Origin of the sequence: Actinoplanes sp. NPDC026619, assembly GCF_040638295.1 — a bacterium.
Classification (GTDB): Bacteria; Actinomycetota; Actinomycetes; order Mycobacteriales; family Micromonosporaceae; genus Actinoplanes.
Genome location: NZ_JBEZYA010000014.1, coordinates 110,921 through 126,264, shown reverse-complemented (window position 1 = coordinate 126,264; position 15,344 = coordinate 110,921). Strand labels below are relative to the sequence as shown.

Sequence of the window (15,344 nt, the reverse complement as noted above, 5' to 3'; positions counted from 1 at the left end):
CGGCCGCGCATGGTGAGCGGGCCTCAGGCCGCCGCGAACGCCTGTCCCGGAAAGGGGACCTGGGCCCAGACGCGGTTTCCATCGCGACGGATGACGCGAGCCTGAATCGGAGCCTCCTCGTCGTCGCCGAGTGTCACCTGGTCGCCGACTCGAGGATTAAAGGTGCCATCGTGCGCCCTCGGTCCGTGACTGATCCAGCACTCGACGACGAGGTCGCCACCGATCTCGTTCGGGTCGTAGCGCAGGTCGTACTCACCGCTGGCCATGCGGTTGATGGTAGTTGGAGTCATGACTCCCGCCATGCAGGGTTGATGATCGGCTCTCCGAAATGTTTCCGGACGGCGGCGAACTGGGCGGTGGAGGGCTCTGACAGCAGCACGCTCCAGTGGGCGCTTGGCCGGTTGCCAGGATAGGAAACCCCGCAGCAAGAAGCTCGCTCGCGCCCGCCTCCATGACCGTTCGGCGGGTGATCAGGTGTGGCACGGCACGAACCAGACCCGGGTAACCGGTGTGATCGAGTCCGAATACGCTGAACGCCTGGATGCCCCATCGTCCGAAGGATTGTTCGCAGCTTTCCAGAAGACGCTGATCGCTGAGCGTGCTTCGTCCCATACGGATGAGGACGAGGGTGTGGGGCATCGGTTCGCCCCGGATCACTAACGGTTCCGGCACTGTGCTCCTTCGCCATTGCATGGCGTGCGCAGCATCTCGCTGTGGAACTTGAAGTTTGGTGAGGCGACCACACCGGGATCCATCCCGAACAGCAATCTGATGATCGCCTTGTCACGAGGATCGGTGAGCTGCTCGTCGGTCAGCGGCACGGATGACTCATGTTCGGCACTAGGCATGTAGCTAGACTAGTCGTTGGACAACAAGGCCGGTAGGGGCGGGTCTACTCGGGGCTGTTGCCGGCGTCGCCGCCGACCCGGTAGGGGGTGGTTACGCCGGTGTAGGCCAGGTGGGCGAGGAGGCCGTCGACCGCGTGCTGCAGGTTGTGGCAGTGGTCGACCCAGATGCCGGGGTTGTCGGCGACGAAGGCGATCACGTAGGTCTCGTTGTCGCCGACGTCCAGCGAGTCGAACCACCACGGGCTGCCGGTCGCCTTGACGCCGTTGCGGCTCAGCACTACGGCGTGGTGGCCGTGCAGGTGCATGGGGTGCACCTCGCCGCTGGTGTTCGAGATGGTCATCGTGACGATGTCGCCGGTGGCCACCATGAACATCGGGACGTCCGGGAAGAGGTGGCCATTGATCGACCACCACAGGCCGGGCTTGCCGTCGAGGAAGCCGGCGCGGCGCCCGATCCGGTAGTCGAACTTGCGGTTCGCCTTGGCCGGGTCGAACCCGAGGCTGGTGGCGACGCCGTAGGTGAGCGGGTCGAGAGTGTCCTTGGGCTCCGGCGATGCCGCGCCGTCGCCGACTGCGGAGCCCGCTCCGACGTCGAGCCGGAACCGGCCGTCAGCGGGCACGACGAAGTCGAAGTCGATGCGTCCGCCCGCCGTGACGATGACCGACTTGTCGGAGATCTCCGGTGGCTGGTTGACACTTCGGCCGTCGATCGCGGTGATCCGGTATTTCAGGCCGGCGCTGGGCCAGGCCCGCAGCGGGCCGGCATCTGTGTTGATCACTCGGAGCCGGAGGGTGCGGCCGGGTGTCGCGTTCGCCGGTCGCACCGGGCCGGCCTGGCCGTTGATCGTGCGCCGGCCGTCGTAGGTGTGCACGCTCACGACCTGATCAGCGTCCGGCGGCGTGGCGGCCGGATCGGTGATCACGATCGGGCCGAACAGGCCCCGCCTCACCTGCTCGTGCCCGACCTGATGGGAGTGGTACCAGTACGTCCCGGCGTCCTGCGCGACGAACCGGTAGACGTAGCTCTGGCCGGGCTTCACCGCGTCCTGGGTGACCCCGGCGACGCCGTCCTCCGCGTTCGGCACGTCCATGCCGTGCCAGTGCATCGTGACGCCGTCCGGGACGTTGTCGTTGACCAGCGTCGCCTGGATCAGCTGGCCCTTGGCCGCGCGGATCTCCGGCCCCGGCGAGCTGCCGTTCACCGTGTACTTCCCGTTCGCCAGCCGCACGGTCAGCGTCACGCTCACATCGGGCGTGCCGGTCGCCGGCCCGGTCAGGGTCGCCACGTCCAGACCGGCCGAGCCGTGCGCGTGGCCGGTCGGCGTGCCGCCGCCGAAATCCGCGTACCCCATCGTGGCCATGTCGTACGTGCCGGGAATGAGGCTCTTCTGCCAGAAGAAGCCGAGCGGTCCCAGGATCGCCATCGCCGCCCCGGCCGCGATGCCGGCCTTGATGGAGTTGCGCATCGGTCAGGCGGCGGCCGGCTGTGCCGGAGCGCCGGCGAGGCGGGCCTTGCGCATGGCGATCGAGGCGACCGTGGCCAGGGCGAACGCGTTGATCGCGTGCAGCACGCCGATGAACGGGACGGCCTTGCCCGCGTACGCCAGCACGATCTGCAGGATCAGCACGCCGAACGTGATCGCCGCCCACTTGACGCCGCCCGGGATGCGGGCGAAGAACGCCACGATCAGGAACGCCAGAGCGACCACCGGGATCACCCGCTCACCGAGGATCATGTGCAGCGCGATGCCGCCGTTGTCGCTGTCCTTGGTGTAGAAGACGCCGTCGTCGGTCTTGTGCTCGATGTCGAACATGGCGAACGCGATGGCGGCCGTCTGGACGACAACTCCAGCAGCGATGATCATGGCCAGGATCCGGTAAACAGCGCGCACAGCTTCCCCCTAAGCACAGTTCGACGCGTCAGCCTAGTCGCGCCACAGTCTGCACTCGGGGATGCGGGCGTCCCGGGTGACTCTCAGGTCACCCTCAGCATCACAGGTACATCCCGGTCTTGGGCGTCGTGGTCGGAACCGTCACTGGCTGGGCGCCGGTCTTCAACGCGTACAACTCGGCCAGCGTGGCCCCCTCGGGGCCGATGCCGCGCGGTGTGCCCAGCCAGGCACTCGCCTCGGCGTAGGGGAGCCGGCCCACCTCGATGCTGGCCAGGCAGCGCCCCGGCCGGACCACCGCGGGGTGCAGGCTGGCCAGGTCCTCGTTCGTGGTGATCGCGATGAGCGCGTTGCGGCCCTGCCCGAGCAGGCCGTCGGTGAGGTTGAGCAGACGCGACAGCGACTGCCCGGCGCTCGCCTTGGCCTCGCCGTTGATCAGCTCGTCGCAGTCCTCCAGCATGAGCAGCCGCCAGCGCGGCTCGTCCTCGTCGCCGCTGCCCAGCGCCACGCTCATCAGGTACGCCGGGTCGGCGAACAACCGCTCCGGGTCGAGCACGCAGTCGACCTGGCACCAGGCGCGCCATTGCTGGGCGAGCGCCCGCAGCGCGGTGGTCTTGCCGGTGCCCGGCTCGCCGTGCAGCAGCAGGAGCCGGCCGTTGACCACCGAGCCGTCCAGCGCCATCAGCTTCTCGAGCGTCTGCCCGACCGGCTTCGCGTAGTTGGCCTGGATCTTCTCCCACGGCGCCGCGTCGATCTCGCGCTGCACACGTCGCGGTCCGTGCGGACCGAAATGCCAGAATCCGATGGGTACGGAGTCACCGGCCGGTTCCGTTTCCTCGACCGCGTTGGCCGTCACCGTGTCCAGCACCGACTCGGCCAGCTCGGCCGACACCGCGGTGACCGTGACCCGGGCGCGCCGGCTCTGCTTCCACCGCGAGACGTGCAGGGTCCAGCCCTCGCCGACGCAGAGCCGGCCCTGGCCGTCGTCCTCGACCGCGTCGCGCACCACGCGCGCGTCGTCGGTGGTCAGTGGGGCGTCGGAGCGGACATTCTCCAAGTACATGCTGCGGCCGAACGGCTCCCGGCCGGTGACGAACGCGTCCAGCGCGAGCAGGTCGACGACGTCCACCAGCCGGTCGCCGTCGTCGACGGCACCGGACAGCGGGAGCGCGCTGTGTGCCGACGGCGTGGCCGCCGGCTCCACAGGACGCCCGGCATGCCGGTCGACAGGCTGATGGGGAGTACGCATGATGCGATGATCGGCCTTCGATGCCCTTATGGCATCCCGTTTTCCCGAGGTTGGCACCTCTGCGTGATCTTTGCCGAACTCGTTACGGCAGTCGGCTCAGGACGAAAACCGGGATCAGCCGGTCGGTCTTCTTCTCGTAATCGGCGTAGTTCGGGAACGCGGCGACCGACCGCTCCCACCACAGTGCCCGCTCCTCGCCTTCGAGCTCGCGCGCCTGGTAGTCGTGCTTCTCCGTGCCGTCCTGCAGCTCGACGTGCGGCTCTTTGCGCAGGTTGTAGACCCAGACCGGGTTCTTCGGCGCGCCGCCCAGCGAGCCGACCACGGCATACTCCCCGTCGTGCTCGACGCGCATCAGCGCGGTCTTGCGCAGCAACCCGGTCTTGGCGCCGACCGACGTCAGCACGATGACCCGCATGCCGCGCATCTCGTTGCCTTCGGTCCCGCCGGACGCCTCGATCTTCTCGGCCTGCTCGCGAGCCCAGTCGGACGTGCTCGGCGCATATTCTCCGCTCAATGGCATTGATCAAGCATAGGCAGCCTCAGCCGAACTCGGTCGAGGACTCGAGGCGCTCGGCGAACGCCTTCAGGTCGCGCCGCTCGATCGCCGCGGCCATCAGGTCCGGGAAGGCGTCCGGTGTGCAGGCGAACGCGGGCACCCCGAGCGCGGCCAGCGCGGCCGCGTTGTCGTGGTCGTAGGCCGGCGCCCCCTCGTCGGAGAGCGCGAGCAGCACGACCACCTGCACGCCGGCCGCAGTCATCTCCGCCACCCGCCGCAGCATCTGCTCGCGCACGCCACCCTCGTAGAGGTCGCTGATCAGCACGAAGATGCTGTCCCGCGGCCGGGAGATCAGCTGCTGGCTGTAGGCGATCGCCCGGTTGATGTCGGTGCCCCCGCCCAGCTGCGTGCCGAACAGCACCTCCACCGGATCGCTGAGCTGATCGGTCAGATCCACCACCGCGGTGTCGAACACGACCAGCGAGGTGCGCAGCGACCGCATCGACGCGAGCACGGCCGCGAACACGCCGGAGAACACGACCGACGCCGCCATCGACCCGGACTGGTCGACACAGAGCACGACGTCGCGCTGCACGGCGGTGGTGCGCCGCCCGTACCCGATGAGGCGTTCCGGAACGATCGTGCGCAGGCCGGGCTGGTAGTGCTTCAGGTTGGCGCGGATCGTGCGGTCCCAGTCGATGTCGGCGTGCCGGGGCCGATTGATCCGGGCGGCCCGGTTGAGCGCCCCGCTGACCGCCGCGAGGGTCTTCTGCGTGATCCGTTTCTCCAGCCCCTCGACGACCTGCCGGACCACCTGGCGGGCCGCGTCCATGGTCTTGGCCGGCATCACGCCGTTGAGCGAGAGCAGCGTGCCGACCAGGTGCACGTCCGGTTCGACGGCGGCGAGCATCTCGGGTTCGAGCAGCAGCCGGGTCAGGTCAAGGCGCTCGATCGCGTCGGACTGCATGACCTGCACGACGGTCGACGGAAAGTACTCCCGGATGTCGCCCAGCCAGCGCGCCACCTTCGGCGCCGAGCCGCCCAGCCCGGCCGAGCGCTTGCTGCCGGTCTCGCCGTCACCGGCCCCACCGGCGTCGTAGAGCGCGGCCAGCGCCGCGTCCATCGCGCCGTCATGCCCCTCGGCCGCGCCGAGCGACTCGTCGGCCGCCCCGCCGAGCACGAGCCGCCACCGCCGCGCCCGCTCCCCGGAAGCTTCGCCGGCCCCGGGAGTTTCGTCGGTCATCGCGCCTCCCCGGCGGTGATCTCGCGGCCCAGCAAGGCGCTGAGCATGGGCAGAACCAGGTCGGCGCGTTCCGGATCGAAGCCGAGCGCGCCCGCTTCCGACGTCGTGACGCGCTTGCCGGCGATCCGCTCGCCGATCGCCCGCCGCTCGCCGGTCTCGAAGCCGCCGAACGTGCGGCGCAGCAGCGGCAGCACACTGTCGAACGCATCGGCCGGGATGTCGGCGAGCCACTCGTCGAGCAGGCGCAGCAGCGCGTCGTCATGCACCAGCAGCAGCCCGCCGCCGGCCAGGAAGCCCTCCACCCAGGCGGCCCCGGTCGCCGGCGGCGTGCCCACGGTCAGCGGCAGCCGCAGCCGGCGCCGCACCTCGGCCGCGTCGAGCCGCCCGGCGTCCATCAACAGCCGGGTGAGCCGCCCGGCCAGCAGCCCATGCAAGCCGGCCCGCCCGGCCAGCGAGGCGAGCGTGCCGATCCAGCGTTCCCGCAGGTCGTCGTCGCCGAGCAGATCGACCGCGGAGTGCACGCCGTCGATCCGGTCGCGGAGCACCTTGGCGGCCTCGTCGGAGACCGACCCGACCGCCGACGGCAGGCCGGCACACACCCGGCTGAGCAGCCCGGCCGTGACGGTGGCGAGCCCGGCCACGTCGGTGTGCCGCACGTCGCCGTAGCGCAGCGTGCGGGCCAGCGCCGGGATCGCCGACATCAGGTGGTTGACGTCGGCGTCCAGCGCCGCACGGGTGTCCAGCGCGGCGAGCACCGGCGGATAGGCGTCGGTCAGATCGGCGAGCAGGCACGTCTCCACCAGGGCGGTCACGTCGGCGAGGGCTTCCGCGTCGTCGGCCGCCTTGGTGACCTTGGCGGTGGCGGCGGAGACCACAGTCGTGCCGAACATGCTGCTCTCGACCAGCCGGACCGCGAACTCGGGCTGCCACCGCAACCGCCACTCCTCGCGGAACGTGCCGGTGCTGCCCCGGCGCACCTGCGGCGGCTGACCCCACGGCACGCCGAGGACACGCAGCCGGTGCAGCAGCCTGCTGCGCTGCAACCCGATCTCCTTACGGAGATCGAGGTCGAGGTCACGGTCGAGGGCCTCGGGCTTCATCCGCAGGGCGCGCTGCTGCGTGGCAAGATCTTTCGCCAGCGGTACGGCGGGCATGTCATCCGGTACGCCGCCGAGCCGCTCGCCGACCACCAGCCGGCTGCTGATCAGGTTGATCCGCAGCTGTTCGCCGTCGCACATGACCGCCTCGGCCGCCTCGGTGACCTCGGCCAGCCCGGCAAGCGGCCGTCCGCGCAGCGTGGCCAGCGCCTCGGCGAGTCGGGTCGCCTCGATCACGTGCGCCGACGAGGTCGGCACCCCTTCGGCGCGCAGCACGCCGGCCGCGTCGACCAGCCAGCGCGGCACGACCTCGTCGGCGGTCGTGAACAGATGGTGGTACCACCCCGGCGACCGCACTCCCGCCCCATAACCGGACCACGAAGCCAGCCGCCCATAGGTCCACGGCACCCAGGTGAACGCCACCTTGCCCTTGCGGCGCCCCTTGAGCAGCGCGGCGTCGTCCTTGGCCGCGATCTTCCGGGTCAGCGCCGGCACATGCCACGCCCCGCAGACGACCGCGATCTCGTCATATTGCTTCCGCGTCTCCCGCAGCACCGTCCGCATGTAGGCCTCGCGCACCAGATCGTCCGGGTCCTCCGCGGAGTCCTCCCGGATAGCCGCCATCGCCTCGGCGATCGCCTCGAACGCCGGCATCCCGCGATGCTCGACCACGTCCTCCCACCAGCGCTCCGGATCGTCATAGCCGGCCGCCGCCGCCAACTCCCCGATCGGATCCACCGGCCGCTGCGGCACCCGATCAACCCCGGAGCCGGCCCCACCCTCAGCGCCCGCGCCGGTTTCCGCGCCCGCGCCGGTTTCCGCGCCCGCGCCGGTTTCCGCGCCCGCGCCCGGCTCCGGCGAGGCGTGAGCTGCCGGGCCGGGGGCGGAGTCCGCCGTTGCGCCCGGTACTGCGGCCACGGCAGGCTTTGGCCCGGAGCCGGGCGGCGCGGTGGCGCTGTCGCTGGGCTCGTCGGCCGCCGGGGCGGGCTCGGCCGGGCGGTCGGGGGCGAGGCGGTAGGCGAAGGGGAGGTCGAAGAAGCGGACCGGGACGTTGTTGCGGACTGCCCAGCGGATTGCCTGCCACTCCGGCGAGAAGACCGCGAACGGCCAGAACGCGGCCCGGCGCGGGTCGTCGGCGGCGTAGCCGAGCAGCGCCACCGGTGGCTCGAGCTCGGCGGAGGCCACCCAGCGCACCAGGTCGTCCGCCTCCGGCGGGCCTTCGACCAGCAGCACCTGCGGCGGCTGCCGGGTCAGCTCCTGCACGACGGCGCGGGCCGACCCGGGGCCGTGATGGCGGATGCCGTAGAGCCGCTCAGGCATCGCGGGCGGCCCGGTAGAAGTCGAGCCAATCCGGGCGCTCCCGCACGACGGTCTCCAGGTATTCGCGCCAGACGACGCCGTCGGACACCGGGTCCTTGACCACGGCGCCGAGGATGCCTGACGCCACGTCGCCCGCGCGCAGGGTGCCGTCGCCGAAGTGGGCGGCGAGAGCCATCCCGTTGGTGATCACCGAGATGGCCTCGGCGGTGGAGAGCGTGCCGGTCGGTGATTTCAGCTTGGTGCGGCCGTCCTCGGTGAGGCCGCTGCGCAGCTCGCGGAAGACGGTGACCACCCGCCGGATCTCCTCGATGGCGGTCGGCACCTCGGGCAGGTCGAGCGAGGCGCCGAGCTGCGACACCCGCCGGGCGACGATCTCGACCTCCTCGTCGGCCGAGGCCGGCATCGGCAGCACCACGGTGTTGAACCGGCGGCGCAGCGCGCTGGACAGCTCGTTGACGCCGCGGTCGCGGTCGTTGGCCGTGGCGATCAGGTTGAAGCCGCGCTGCGCCTGCACCTCGTCATTGAGCTCGGGGACCGGCAGCGTCTTCTCGGACAGGATGGTGATCAGCGCATCTTGGACGTCGGACGGCACCCGGGTGAGCTCCTCGAGCCGGGCGATCGAGCCGGTGCGCATGGCCCGCATGATCGGGCTGGCGACCAGCGCGGCGTCGGAGGGGCCGTCGGCGAGCAGGCGGGCGTAGTTCCAGCCGTACCGGATCGACTCCTCGGCGGTGCCTGCTGTGCCCTGCACCAGCAGCTTCGAGTCGCCCGAGATAGCCGCGGCGAGGTGCTCGGACACCCAGGTCTTGGCGGTGCCGGGCACGCCGAGCAGGAGCAGCGCGCGGTCGGTGGCCAGGGTGGCGACCGCGACCTCGACGAGCCGGCGCGGGCCCACGTATTTCGGGGTGATTTTGGCGCCGTCGCCGAGAAGGTAGGTCACCACGGCCTGCGGGGAGAGCCGCCAGCCGGGCGGGCGGGGCCGGTCGTCGGAGGCGGCGAGCAGGGCGAGTTCCTCGGCGTATTGGTCCTCGGCATGCGGGCGCAGGGCAGTCACTCGAACTCCTGGAACATCTCGTGGCGGAAGGTGAGCGTGCGGGCGAGGTCGGCGACCGGCCGCACCCGCGACTGGTCGGCCGGCTCCTGATCGAGCTGGAGGGCGAGGCGGCCGACCGCCTCGGCGTAGGACGGGGGCATCGCGACCGCGGCCGACCGGCACAGCTCGCCGAGCTGCCAGGTGTGCCGGTCGTTGCGGGCGCGGTGGGCGATGGTCTCGAACACCGCGACGGACAGCTCCTCGGGCCAGTTGCCCGGATGGATGGCGAGCAGCCGGTGGGCCATGCCGTCCTCCCGGCGCAGCGCGTCGGCGGCGAGCCGGCCCAGCTCGTCGGGCGGCAGCACGAGGTGCAGGTCCCATCGCACCGACTCGCGCAGCACGCCGGCGGCCTCGGCCAGCAGGACGGTCGCCCAGGCGGCGTCATCCTGCTGCACGGCGGCCTTGGCCCAGCCGTGCAACAGGGCGGCCTCCCAGTCGCTGCCGCGGACGGCCCGCAGCATGGTCGCCGGGTCGGACCAGATCGACAGCGGCGCGCCGGCCAGGATCTCCTCGAGCAACCAGGCGCTGACGCCGAGCCCGCGGGCGGGTGTCGCGGCCACGCCGTCGCGGCGCATCCCGGTGTCGAGATCGTCGGGCGGCGTCACGACCAGCCGCCGCTGCTCGACCCGCACGGCCGCCTGGGCGCGCTGCGCCGTCCGCGCGCCGAGCGCCGAGCCGGGCAGGGTGCGCAGCAGGTCGAGAGCCGACTCGCGGACCTCCTTGCGGCGGTCGTCGAGGGCCTGCTCGAGGAACGGGTCGTCGTCGACCGACAGGCCGGTGCCGAGCGCGGCGATGAACCGGGCGCGATCTTCCGACGACTCCTGCGCCCAGGTCTGCGCCAGCAGCTCGCGGGCGGCGGCCGGGTCGGCCCGGCGCAGCTCGGTGAGATAACCGAGGCGCTCGCCGACGGTGCCGGTCTCCCAGACCGCGGCCGAGGCGGGGGCGGCGACCGTCTCGTCGCGCAGCCACCGCCAGTCGCCACGCATGCCGGCCAGCCACGCGCCGCGCCGGCCGGCCACCTGTGCCAGCGCCGGCCGGATGATCGAGTTGCGGCGCCCGGCGTCGAGCAGGGCCGGGAGCACGACCGGCGGCACGTGGCCGCCGCGCGCCGCCGCCGCGCTCAGCCATTGCGCCAGCAGCTCCTGCGCGAGCTGAGCGCCGCCCGGCACACCCTCGCCGAGGATGCGAACCAGGCGGTGGCCGGCCACCGCCGGCAGCGGAGGAGTGGTCTCGGGCGGGGCCGGCGGGATCGGGACGTGGCCGGAGAGCGCCGGGGTGACGCCCGCCCGGCGGCGGGTCAGGGCGATCGCGGCCGTCTCGAGCAGCGTCGAGTCGCCCGGCCAGGGCCGCCGGGCCAGGCCGACCAGCGCGGTGGCGAGCAGGTCGGGCGGCAGCTCGGGCTCGCGCGGCGCGGTCGTGTCGACCACCGAGGCGGCGGCCGGCACGAACAGGCCGTCGTGCCAGGCGGCGAGGGGGCGCAGCCCGGCCGGTGACCACTCGGCCATCACGGTGGCCGGGGCGGCGCCGGCCACGGCGAGCAGCCACCACGGCTCGCGCCAGCCGGCGGCGAGGGGCAGCGCCGCCCCGGACTCGTCGACCAGCCAGCCGTCGTCGGTCGGCGTGACCCCGGCCAGCAGGACCGGAGCGTCGTTGCGCCACGGCTCGGCGGCCACCGTCGCGGCCCACCCGCCGAGGGCGTCGGCGAGCGGGACGGCGCCGTCGGGGGCGGCGAACGGCTCGGCGGCGCTGTCGCGCGAGGCGATCAGGGCGCGCAGCGGCACCGAACCCGGATAGAACGTGAGGTCGCCGCGGAACTCGGTGCCGGGCACCAGGTCGGAGACGAGCGGCTGGCCGGCCGCGGCGAACGCCAGGACGAGCCCGAAGCGGCCGGTCGACGAGCCGCGCAGCCAGGTGCGGCGGGTGGTCAGGTTGCCGTCGCCGGAGTCGGTGTCGGCCTGGCCGATCACCTGCCAGCGGTCGGTCACCCGCGGGCCGGCCAGCACCTCCTCGGTGCCGACCGGGAAACCGATCCGGCTGCGGACGGTGGCGGCCAGCTCGGCCGGCAGCTCGTCGAGGCGCTCGTGCCCGGCCACCAGCAGGCGCAGCAGGGCGAGCTCGCCGAGCAGGCGGTCGGCCCAGTGCGGGCCGATGCCGGCGATCGAGCCGAGCCGGCGAACCGCGGTCGCGGCCGCCGGGGCCTGGGCATCGACCAGCCGCGCCGCCATCGTGTCGAACGGCTTGGCCCCGCCGCGCTGGGCGCCGGCCACGCCCTGACGCATCTGGTCGTCGAGCCAGCGGCTCAGCTCGAGCATGCCGCCGGCGACCTTTTCGGCGCGCTGCTCGGCCCGTTTCGCGGCGGCGGCCGGGTCGGGTGTGGTGGCGGCGCGCGGCTGGGCGGCGGCCGCGGCCTTGGCCGCCCGGGCCGCCTGCCACTCGATCGCGAAGTCGGGCGCCGTGGCGGCGGACACATCGGACCCGGCCCAGAGCAGCAGCAGGCCGAGCGCGTGCTTGCAGGGGATTTTGCGGCTCGGGCAGGAGCACTTGAACGCCGGGCCGGCCAGGTCGACGCACACCTGGTAATTGCGGCAGCGCCCCCAGAGGATGTCGTCGAGCCGCCCGGACACCGACCAGGACCCGGCCGAGGACAGGCCGCGTGCCGCCCGCACCGACGAGGTGTCCGGGGCGAGCACCTCGACCTGGGCGGTGGACCACTTCTCAACGGGCACGGGCAAACCCTAAACGCGCCGTACGACATTTCCCGGCGCGTGGTTCGGCACCCATCAGGCCCGGCACCCATAAGGTGAATCCATGCGGGTAGTGATCTTCGGCGCGACCGGGATGGTCGGACAGGGCGTGCTGCGCGAAAGCCTGCTCGCGCCGGACGTCGACCAGGTCCTCGCGGTGGTCCGGACGACCACCCGGATCAGCCACCCGAAGCTGCGCGAGGTCCAGGTCGCCGACTTCGCCGACCTGACCCCGATCCGCGCCGAGCTGACCGGTTACGACGCCTGTTTCTACTGCCTCGGCGTCTCGTCGGTGGGCATGGACGAGGCCGCCTACACCCGGGTGTCCTACGACTATCCGATGGCCGCGGCCCGCCTGTTCGCCGAGATCGACCCGCAGGCGTGCTTCATCTACGTCAGCGGCGCGGGCACCAACGCGCTCAGCCGCCAGATGTGGGCGCGAGTGAAGGCCCGCACCGAGAGCGAGATCATCGCGCTGCTGCCGCGCGGCTATGCGGCCCGGCCCGGCATGATCCAGCCGACCCACGGCGTCCGGTCGAAAACCCGGTGGTACAACGCGATCTACACGGTCACCGCGCCGCTGATCCCGATGCTCGAGCGGATCGCCCCGAAATACATCACCACGACCGACCGGATCGGCCGCGCGATGCTGCAGGTGGCGAGGGTCGGTCATCCCCGCCACATCCTGGAGAACGTCGACCTCAGATAGCCCCGTGCCCCTCGGGAACGACTTCCCGGGGCGGTCCCGGTGGCGTCCCGTCCCCGAACGGCCGGCCACCGAGCGCTTCGCGCCCATGCGGTTCGAGCCAATTGCGCAGGTCCGGCCCGGCGGGCACGATTCCGGTCGGATTAACATCTTGGTGTACGACGTAGTAGTGCCGCTTGATGTGCACGAAGTCGATCGTGTCGCCGAACCCCGGAGTCTGGAACAGATCCCGCGCGTACGCCCAAATGATCGGCATCTCGCTGAGCTTGCTGCGATTGCACTTGAAATGTCCGTGGTAGACCGGATCGAACCGGGCGAGCGTCGTGAAAAGCCGTACGTCCGCTTCGGTGATGGTGTCCCCGACCAGATAGCGCTGCGTGGCCAGAAGCTCCGACAGCTTGTCCAGCCGGTCGAAGAGCCGGTGGTAGGCCGTCTCGTACGCCTCCTGGATCCCGGCGAAACCGGCCCGGTAGACCCCGTTGTTGACGTCGGCGAAGACGAACCGGTTGATCTTGTCGATGTCCGGGCGCAGCTCGGCCGGGTAGAGCAGCGGCGCCCCCGGCCGGTGGTATTTCGCCCACTCCAGCGACAGGTCGATGGTGATCTGCGCGAAGTCGTTGGTCACCACCTGCCCGGTCGGCACGTCCACCATCGCCGGCACGGTGATGCCCTTGTCGTAGTCGGGGAAGCGGGCGAGGAACGCCTCCTGCAACCGCTCGATGCCGAGCACCGGGTCCCGGCCGTCCGGGTCGAGGTCGAACGTCCAGCTCCGCTCGTCGTGGGTCGGCCCGGCGATGCCCATCGACAGCACGTCCTCGAGCCCGAGCAGCCGCCGCACGATGATCGCCCGGTTCGCCCACGGGCAGGCACGGCTCACGACCAGCCGGTACCGCCCCGGCTCGACGGGATAACCGTCACGTCCGTCCGCGGTGATTCGCGTCGAGATGTACCGCTGGTCCCGGTCGAACTCGCCGGACGGATTCACATAAGCCATGGCTTCATCCTGCCTCGCCCGCAGCGGTCTGGCAGAGTTGTCGGATGGGAGCCAAGATTCGCGATTACCTCGCGCACTGGACCGTCTACGTCCCGATCGTCGCCGTCGCGGCGCTGATCCTGACCTGGGGCCGCGACCTGCCACCGCCGGTGGTGGTGCTCGTCGCCCTTCTCCTCGGCGGGGCGGTGCTCGCCGCCGTACACCATGCCGAAGTTGTTGCCCACCGGGTGGGTGAGCCGTTCGGCTCGCTGGTCCTGGCAGTGGCCGTGACCGTCATCGAGGTTGCCCTGATCGTCACGCTGATGATCAGCGGCGGCGAGAAGGCCCAGTCACTGGCGCGGGACACCGTCTTCGCCGCCGTGATGATCACCTGCAACGGCCTGCTCGGCCTGTCCCTGCTGGTCGGCGCGGCCCGCCGGCACGTGGCCGTCTTCAACTCCGAGGGCACCGGCGGCGCCTTCGCCACGGTCGCCATGATCGCCACCCTGAGCCTGGTGCTGCCGAGCTTCACCACCAGCCGCCCCGGCCCGAGCTTCTCGCCGGCCCAGCTCGCCTTCGCCGCGGTCGCCTCACTCGCCCTCTACGGGCTGTTCGTGACGGTGCAGACCCGCCGGCACCGCGACTACTTCCTCCCGATCACCACCGCCGGAAAGGTGATCGACGCCGAGGAACACCTCGACCCACCCACCAGCCGGGCCGCGCTGACCAGCCTGGGCCTGCTGCTGGTGGCCCTGATCGGCGTGGTCGGCCTGGCCAAGGGCGTCTCACCGTCGATCGAGTCGGCGGTCGACAGCGCCGGCCTCCCGCAGGCCGTCGTCGGCGTGGTGATCGCCCTGCTGGTGCTGCTGCCGGAGACGATCGCGGCGCTGCGCGCGGTCCTGCGCGACCGCGTCCAGACCAGCCTCAACCTGGCGCTGGGCTCGGCGATGGCAAGCATCGGCCTGACCATCCCGGCGATCGCCATCGCGATGATCTGGCTGCCCGGCCCGCTGCTGCTGGGCCTGGGCGGCACCCAGATGGTCCTGCTGGCCCTGACGGTCGCGGTAGGCACCCTGACGATCGTCCCCGGCCGGGCAAACGTCCTGCAGGGCGGCGTGCACCTGTCCCTGCTGGCCGCCTTCTTGTTCCTGGCCGCGAGCCCGTAACACGTCCGAACGAAGAGGGCCTCCGAGTCAGCCGGTCCAGCGGAGAAAGCGTTCGAACAGGTCGGCGGCCGGGCCGCCGGGCATGTCCAGGGCGGCCACCTCCAGCCGCATCCACATGTTGGTGCGCAGCGCGGTCGGGGCCAGTGTGGTGGCCAGCTCCGCACGTGCGGTAGGGCATGGCCAAGGATTGCCGCAGGCCCGGCAATCCCAACTCGGGCGTTCCTCGACGTGCTGATCCGTCATCCCCGGCACGTGCGTACTGCCAGGGCATAGATTGCGGACTGACCTGCACCGTCGTCCTGGGCCGCCACCCGGAGTGATTCGACCGGCACCGGGATCTCGTGCCCGGAGGTGCTGCCGGAGTCGATCCAGACCAACACCGTTCCGGTCGGCGGCAACTCGCGTGGCCCGACTGCCAGGATGGGTTCCATTCCGCCACCTCCCTAATGGATAGATACGGGGAACAGAATGTCGCCGGAACGTGGCCGTGTGCGACGGCGTTGAGGGCGACGCTCCGGCG

General features: G+C 71.6%; 15 protein-coding genes. 2 read left to right on the top strand and 13 right to left on the bottom strand.

Going from position 1 to position 15,344, the window contains the following annotated elements:
* Window positions 1-23 precede the first annotated feature (23 nt).
* The 10 genes from AB0E90_RS28290 to AB0E90_RS28245 all read right to left on the bottom strand — a co-directional run bounded on the left by AB0E90_RS28290 (window position 24) and on the right by AB0E90_RS28245 (window position 11,961).
* The gene (locus AB0E90_RS28290) at window positions 24-266 is read right to left on the bottom strand and encodes a hypothetical protein (RefSeq protein ID WP_360412071.1); all 243 of its coding nucleotides are present in this window, start codon (window positions 264-266) and stop codon (window positions 24-26) included.
* Between the two features lie 390 nt (window positions 267-656).
* The gene (locus AB0E90_RS28285) at window positions 657-848 is read right to left on the bottom strand and encodes a hypothetical protein (protein WP_360412068.1); all 192 of its coding nucleotides are present in this window, start codon (window positions 846-848) and stop codon (window positions 657-659) included.
* Between the two features lie 44 nt (window positions 849-892).
* Window positions 893-2,314 carry a multicopper oxidase family protein gene (locus tag AB0E90_RS28280; RefSeq protein ID WP_360412065.1) on the bottom strand — a complete coding sequence of 474 codons (1,422 nt, stop codon included), beginning with the start codon at window positions 2,312-2,314 and terminating at the stop codon, window positions 893-895.
* Between the two features lie 3 nt (window positions 2,315-2,317).
* The gene (locus AB0E90_RS28275; protein WP_360412062.1) at window positions 2,318-2,740 is read right to left on the bottom strand and encodes a hypothetical protein; all 423 of its coding nucleotides are present in this window, start codon (window positions 2,738-2,740) and stop codon (window positions 2,318-2,320) included.
* Window positions 2,741-2,840: 100 nt separating this feature from the next.
* Window positions 2,841-3,986, bottom strand: coding sequence for a DUF5925 domain-containing protein (locus AB0E90_RS28270; protein WP_360412059.1), 1,146 nt, complete (start codon window positions 3,984-3,986; stop codon window positions 2,841-2,843).
* Window positions 3,987-4,068: 82 nt separating this feature from the next.
* Window positions 4,069-4,506, bottom strand: a complete 438-nt coding sequence (locus tag AB0E90_RS28265; protein WP_360412056.1) for a nitroreductase family deazaflavin-dependent oxidoreductase — start codon at window positions 4,504-4,506, stop codon at window positions 4,069-4,071.
* 19 nt (window positions 4,507-4,525) lie between these two features.
* Window positions 4,526-5,725, bottom strand: a complete 1,200-nt coding sequence (locus AB0E90_RS28260) for a VWA domain-containing protein (protein WP_360412053.1) — start codon at window positions 5,723-5,725, stop codon at window positions 4,526-4,528.
* On the bottom strand, window positions 5,722-8,142 hold the full coding sequence (locus tag AB0E90_RS28255; protein ID WP_360412050.1) for a DUF5682 family protein: 2,421 nt from the start codon (window positions 8,140-8,142) through the stop codon (window positions 5,722-5,724). Before AB0E90_RS28255 ends, AB0E90_RS28260 begins: the two co-directional genes overlap by 4 nt.
* The gene (locus tag AB0E90_RS28250) at window positions 8,135-9,196 is read right to left on the bottom strand and encodes an AAA family ATPase (protein WP_360412047.1); all 1,062 of its coding nucleotides are present in this window, start codon (window positions 9,194-9,196) and stop codon (window positions 8,135-8,137) included. Before AB0E90_RS28250 ends, AB0E90_RS28255 begins: the two co-directional genes overlap by 8 nt.
* Window positions 9,193-11,961 carry a DUF5691 domain-containing protein gene (locus tag AB0E90_RS28245; RefSeq protein ID WP_360412044.1) on the bottom strand — a complete coding sequence of 923 codons (2,769 nt, stop codon included), beginning with the start codon at window positions 11,959-11,961 and terminating at the stop codon, window positions 9,193-9,195. Before AB0E90_RS28245 ends, AB0E90_RS28250 begins: the two co-directional genes overlap by 4 nt.
* Before the next feature lie 82 nt (window positions 11,962-12,043).
* Between AB0E90_RS28245 and AB0E90_RS28240 the strand changes: the two genes are divergently transcribed.
* On the top strand, window positions 12,044-12,688 hold the full coding sequence (locus tag AB0E90_RS28240) for an epimerase (RefSeq protein ID WP_360412041.1): 645 nt from the start codon (window positions 12,044-12,046) through the stop codon (window positions 12,686-12,688).
* On the opposite strand, the gene AB0E90_RS28235 is transcribed toward AB0E90_RS28240, so the two are convergent.
* A complete protein-coding gene (locus AB0E90_RS28235) occupies window positions 12,681-13,679 on the bottom strand; it encodes a glutathione S-transferase C-terminal domain-containing protein (RefSeq protein ID WP_360412038.1) in 999 nt (332 codons plus the stop codon). The two genes, AB0E90_RS28240 and AB0E90_RS28235, sit on opposite strands and share 8 nt — an antisense overlap.
* A 44-nt stretch (window positions 13,680-13,723) precedes the next feature.
* Between AB0E90_RS28235 and AB0E90_RS28230 the strand changes: the two genes are divergently transcribed.
* Window positions 13,724-14,824, top strand: coding sequence for an ionic transporter y4hA (locus tag AB0E90_RS28230; RefSeq protein ID WP_360412035.1), 1,101 nt, complete (start codon window positions 13,724-13,726; stop codon window positions 14,822-14,824).
* Window positions 14,825-14,851: 27 nt separating this feature from the next.
* Here the strand turns inward: AB0E90_RS28230 and AB0E90_RS28225 are convergent, their stop codons facing one another.
* Together AB0E90_RS28225 and AB0E90_RS28220 are read right to left on the bottom strand one after the other, a co-directional pair.
* Complete coding sequence (locus AB0E90_RS28225; protein ID WP_360412032.1) at window positions 14,852-15,067, bottom strand: hypothetical protein; 216 nt, start codon at window positions 15,065-15,067, stop codon at window positions 14,852-14,854.
* Window positions 15,064-15,255 carry a hypothetical protein gene (locus AB0E90_RS28220; RefSeq protein ID WP_360412029.1) on the bottom strand — a complete coding sequence of 64 codons (192 nt, stop codon included), beginning with the start codon at window positions 15,253-15,255 and terminating at the stop codon, window positions 15,064-15,066. The genes AB0E90_RS28225 and AB0E90_RS28220 overlap by 4 nt, the downstream gene beginning before the upstream one ends.
* Window positions 15,256-15,344: the final 89 nt, after the last annotated feature.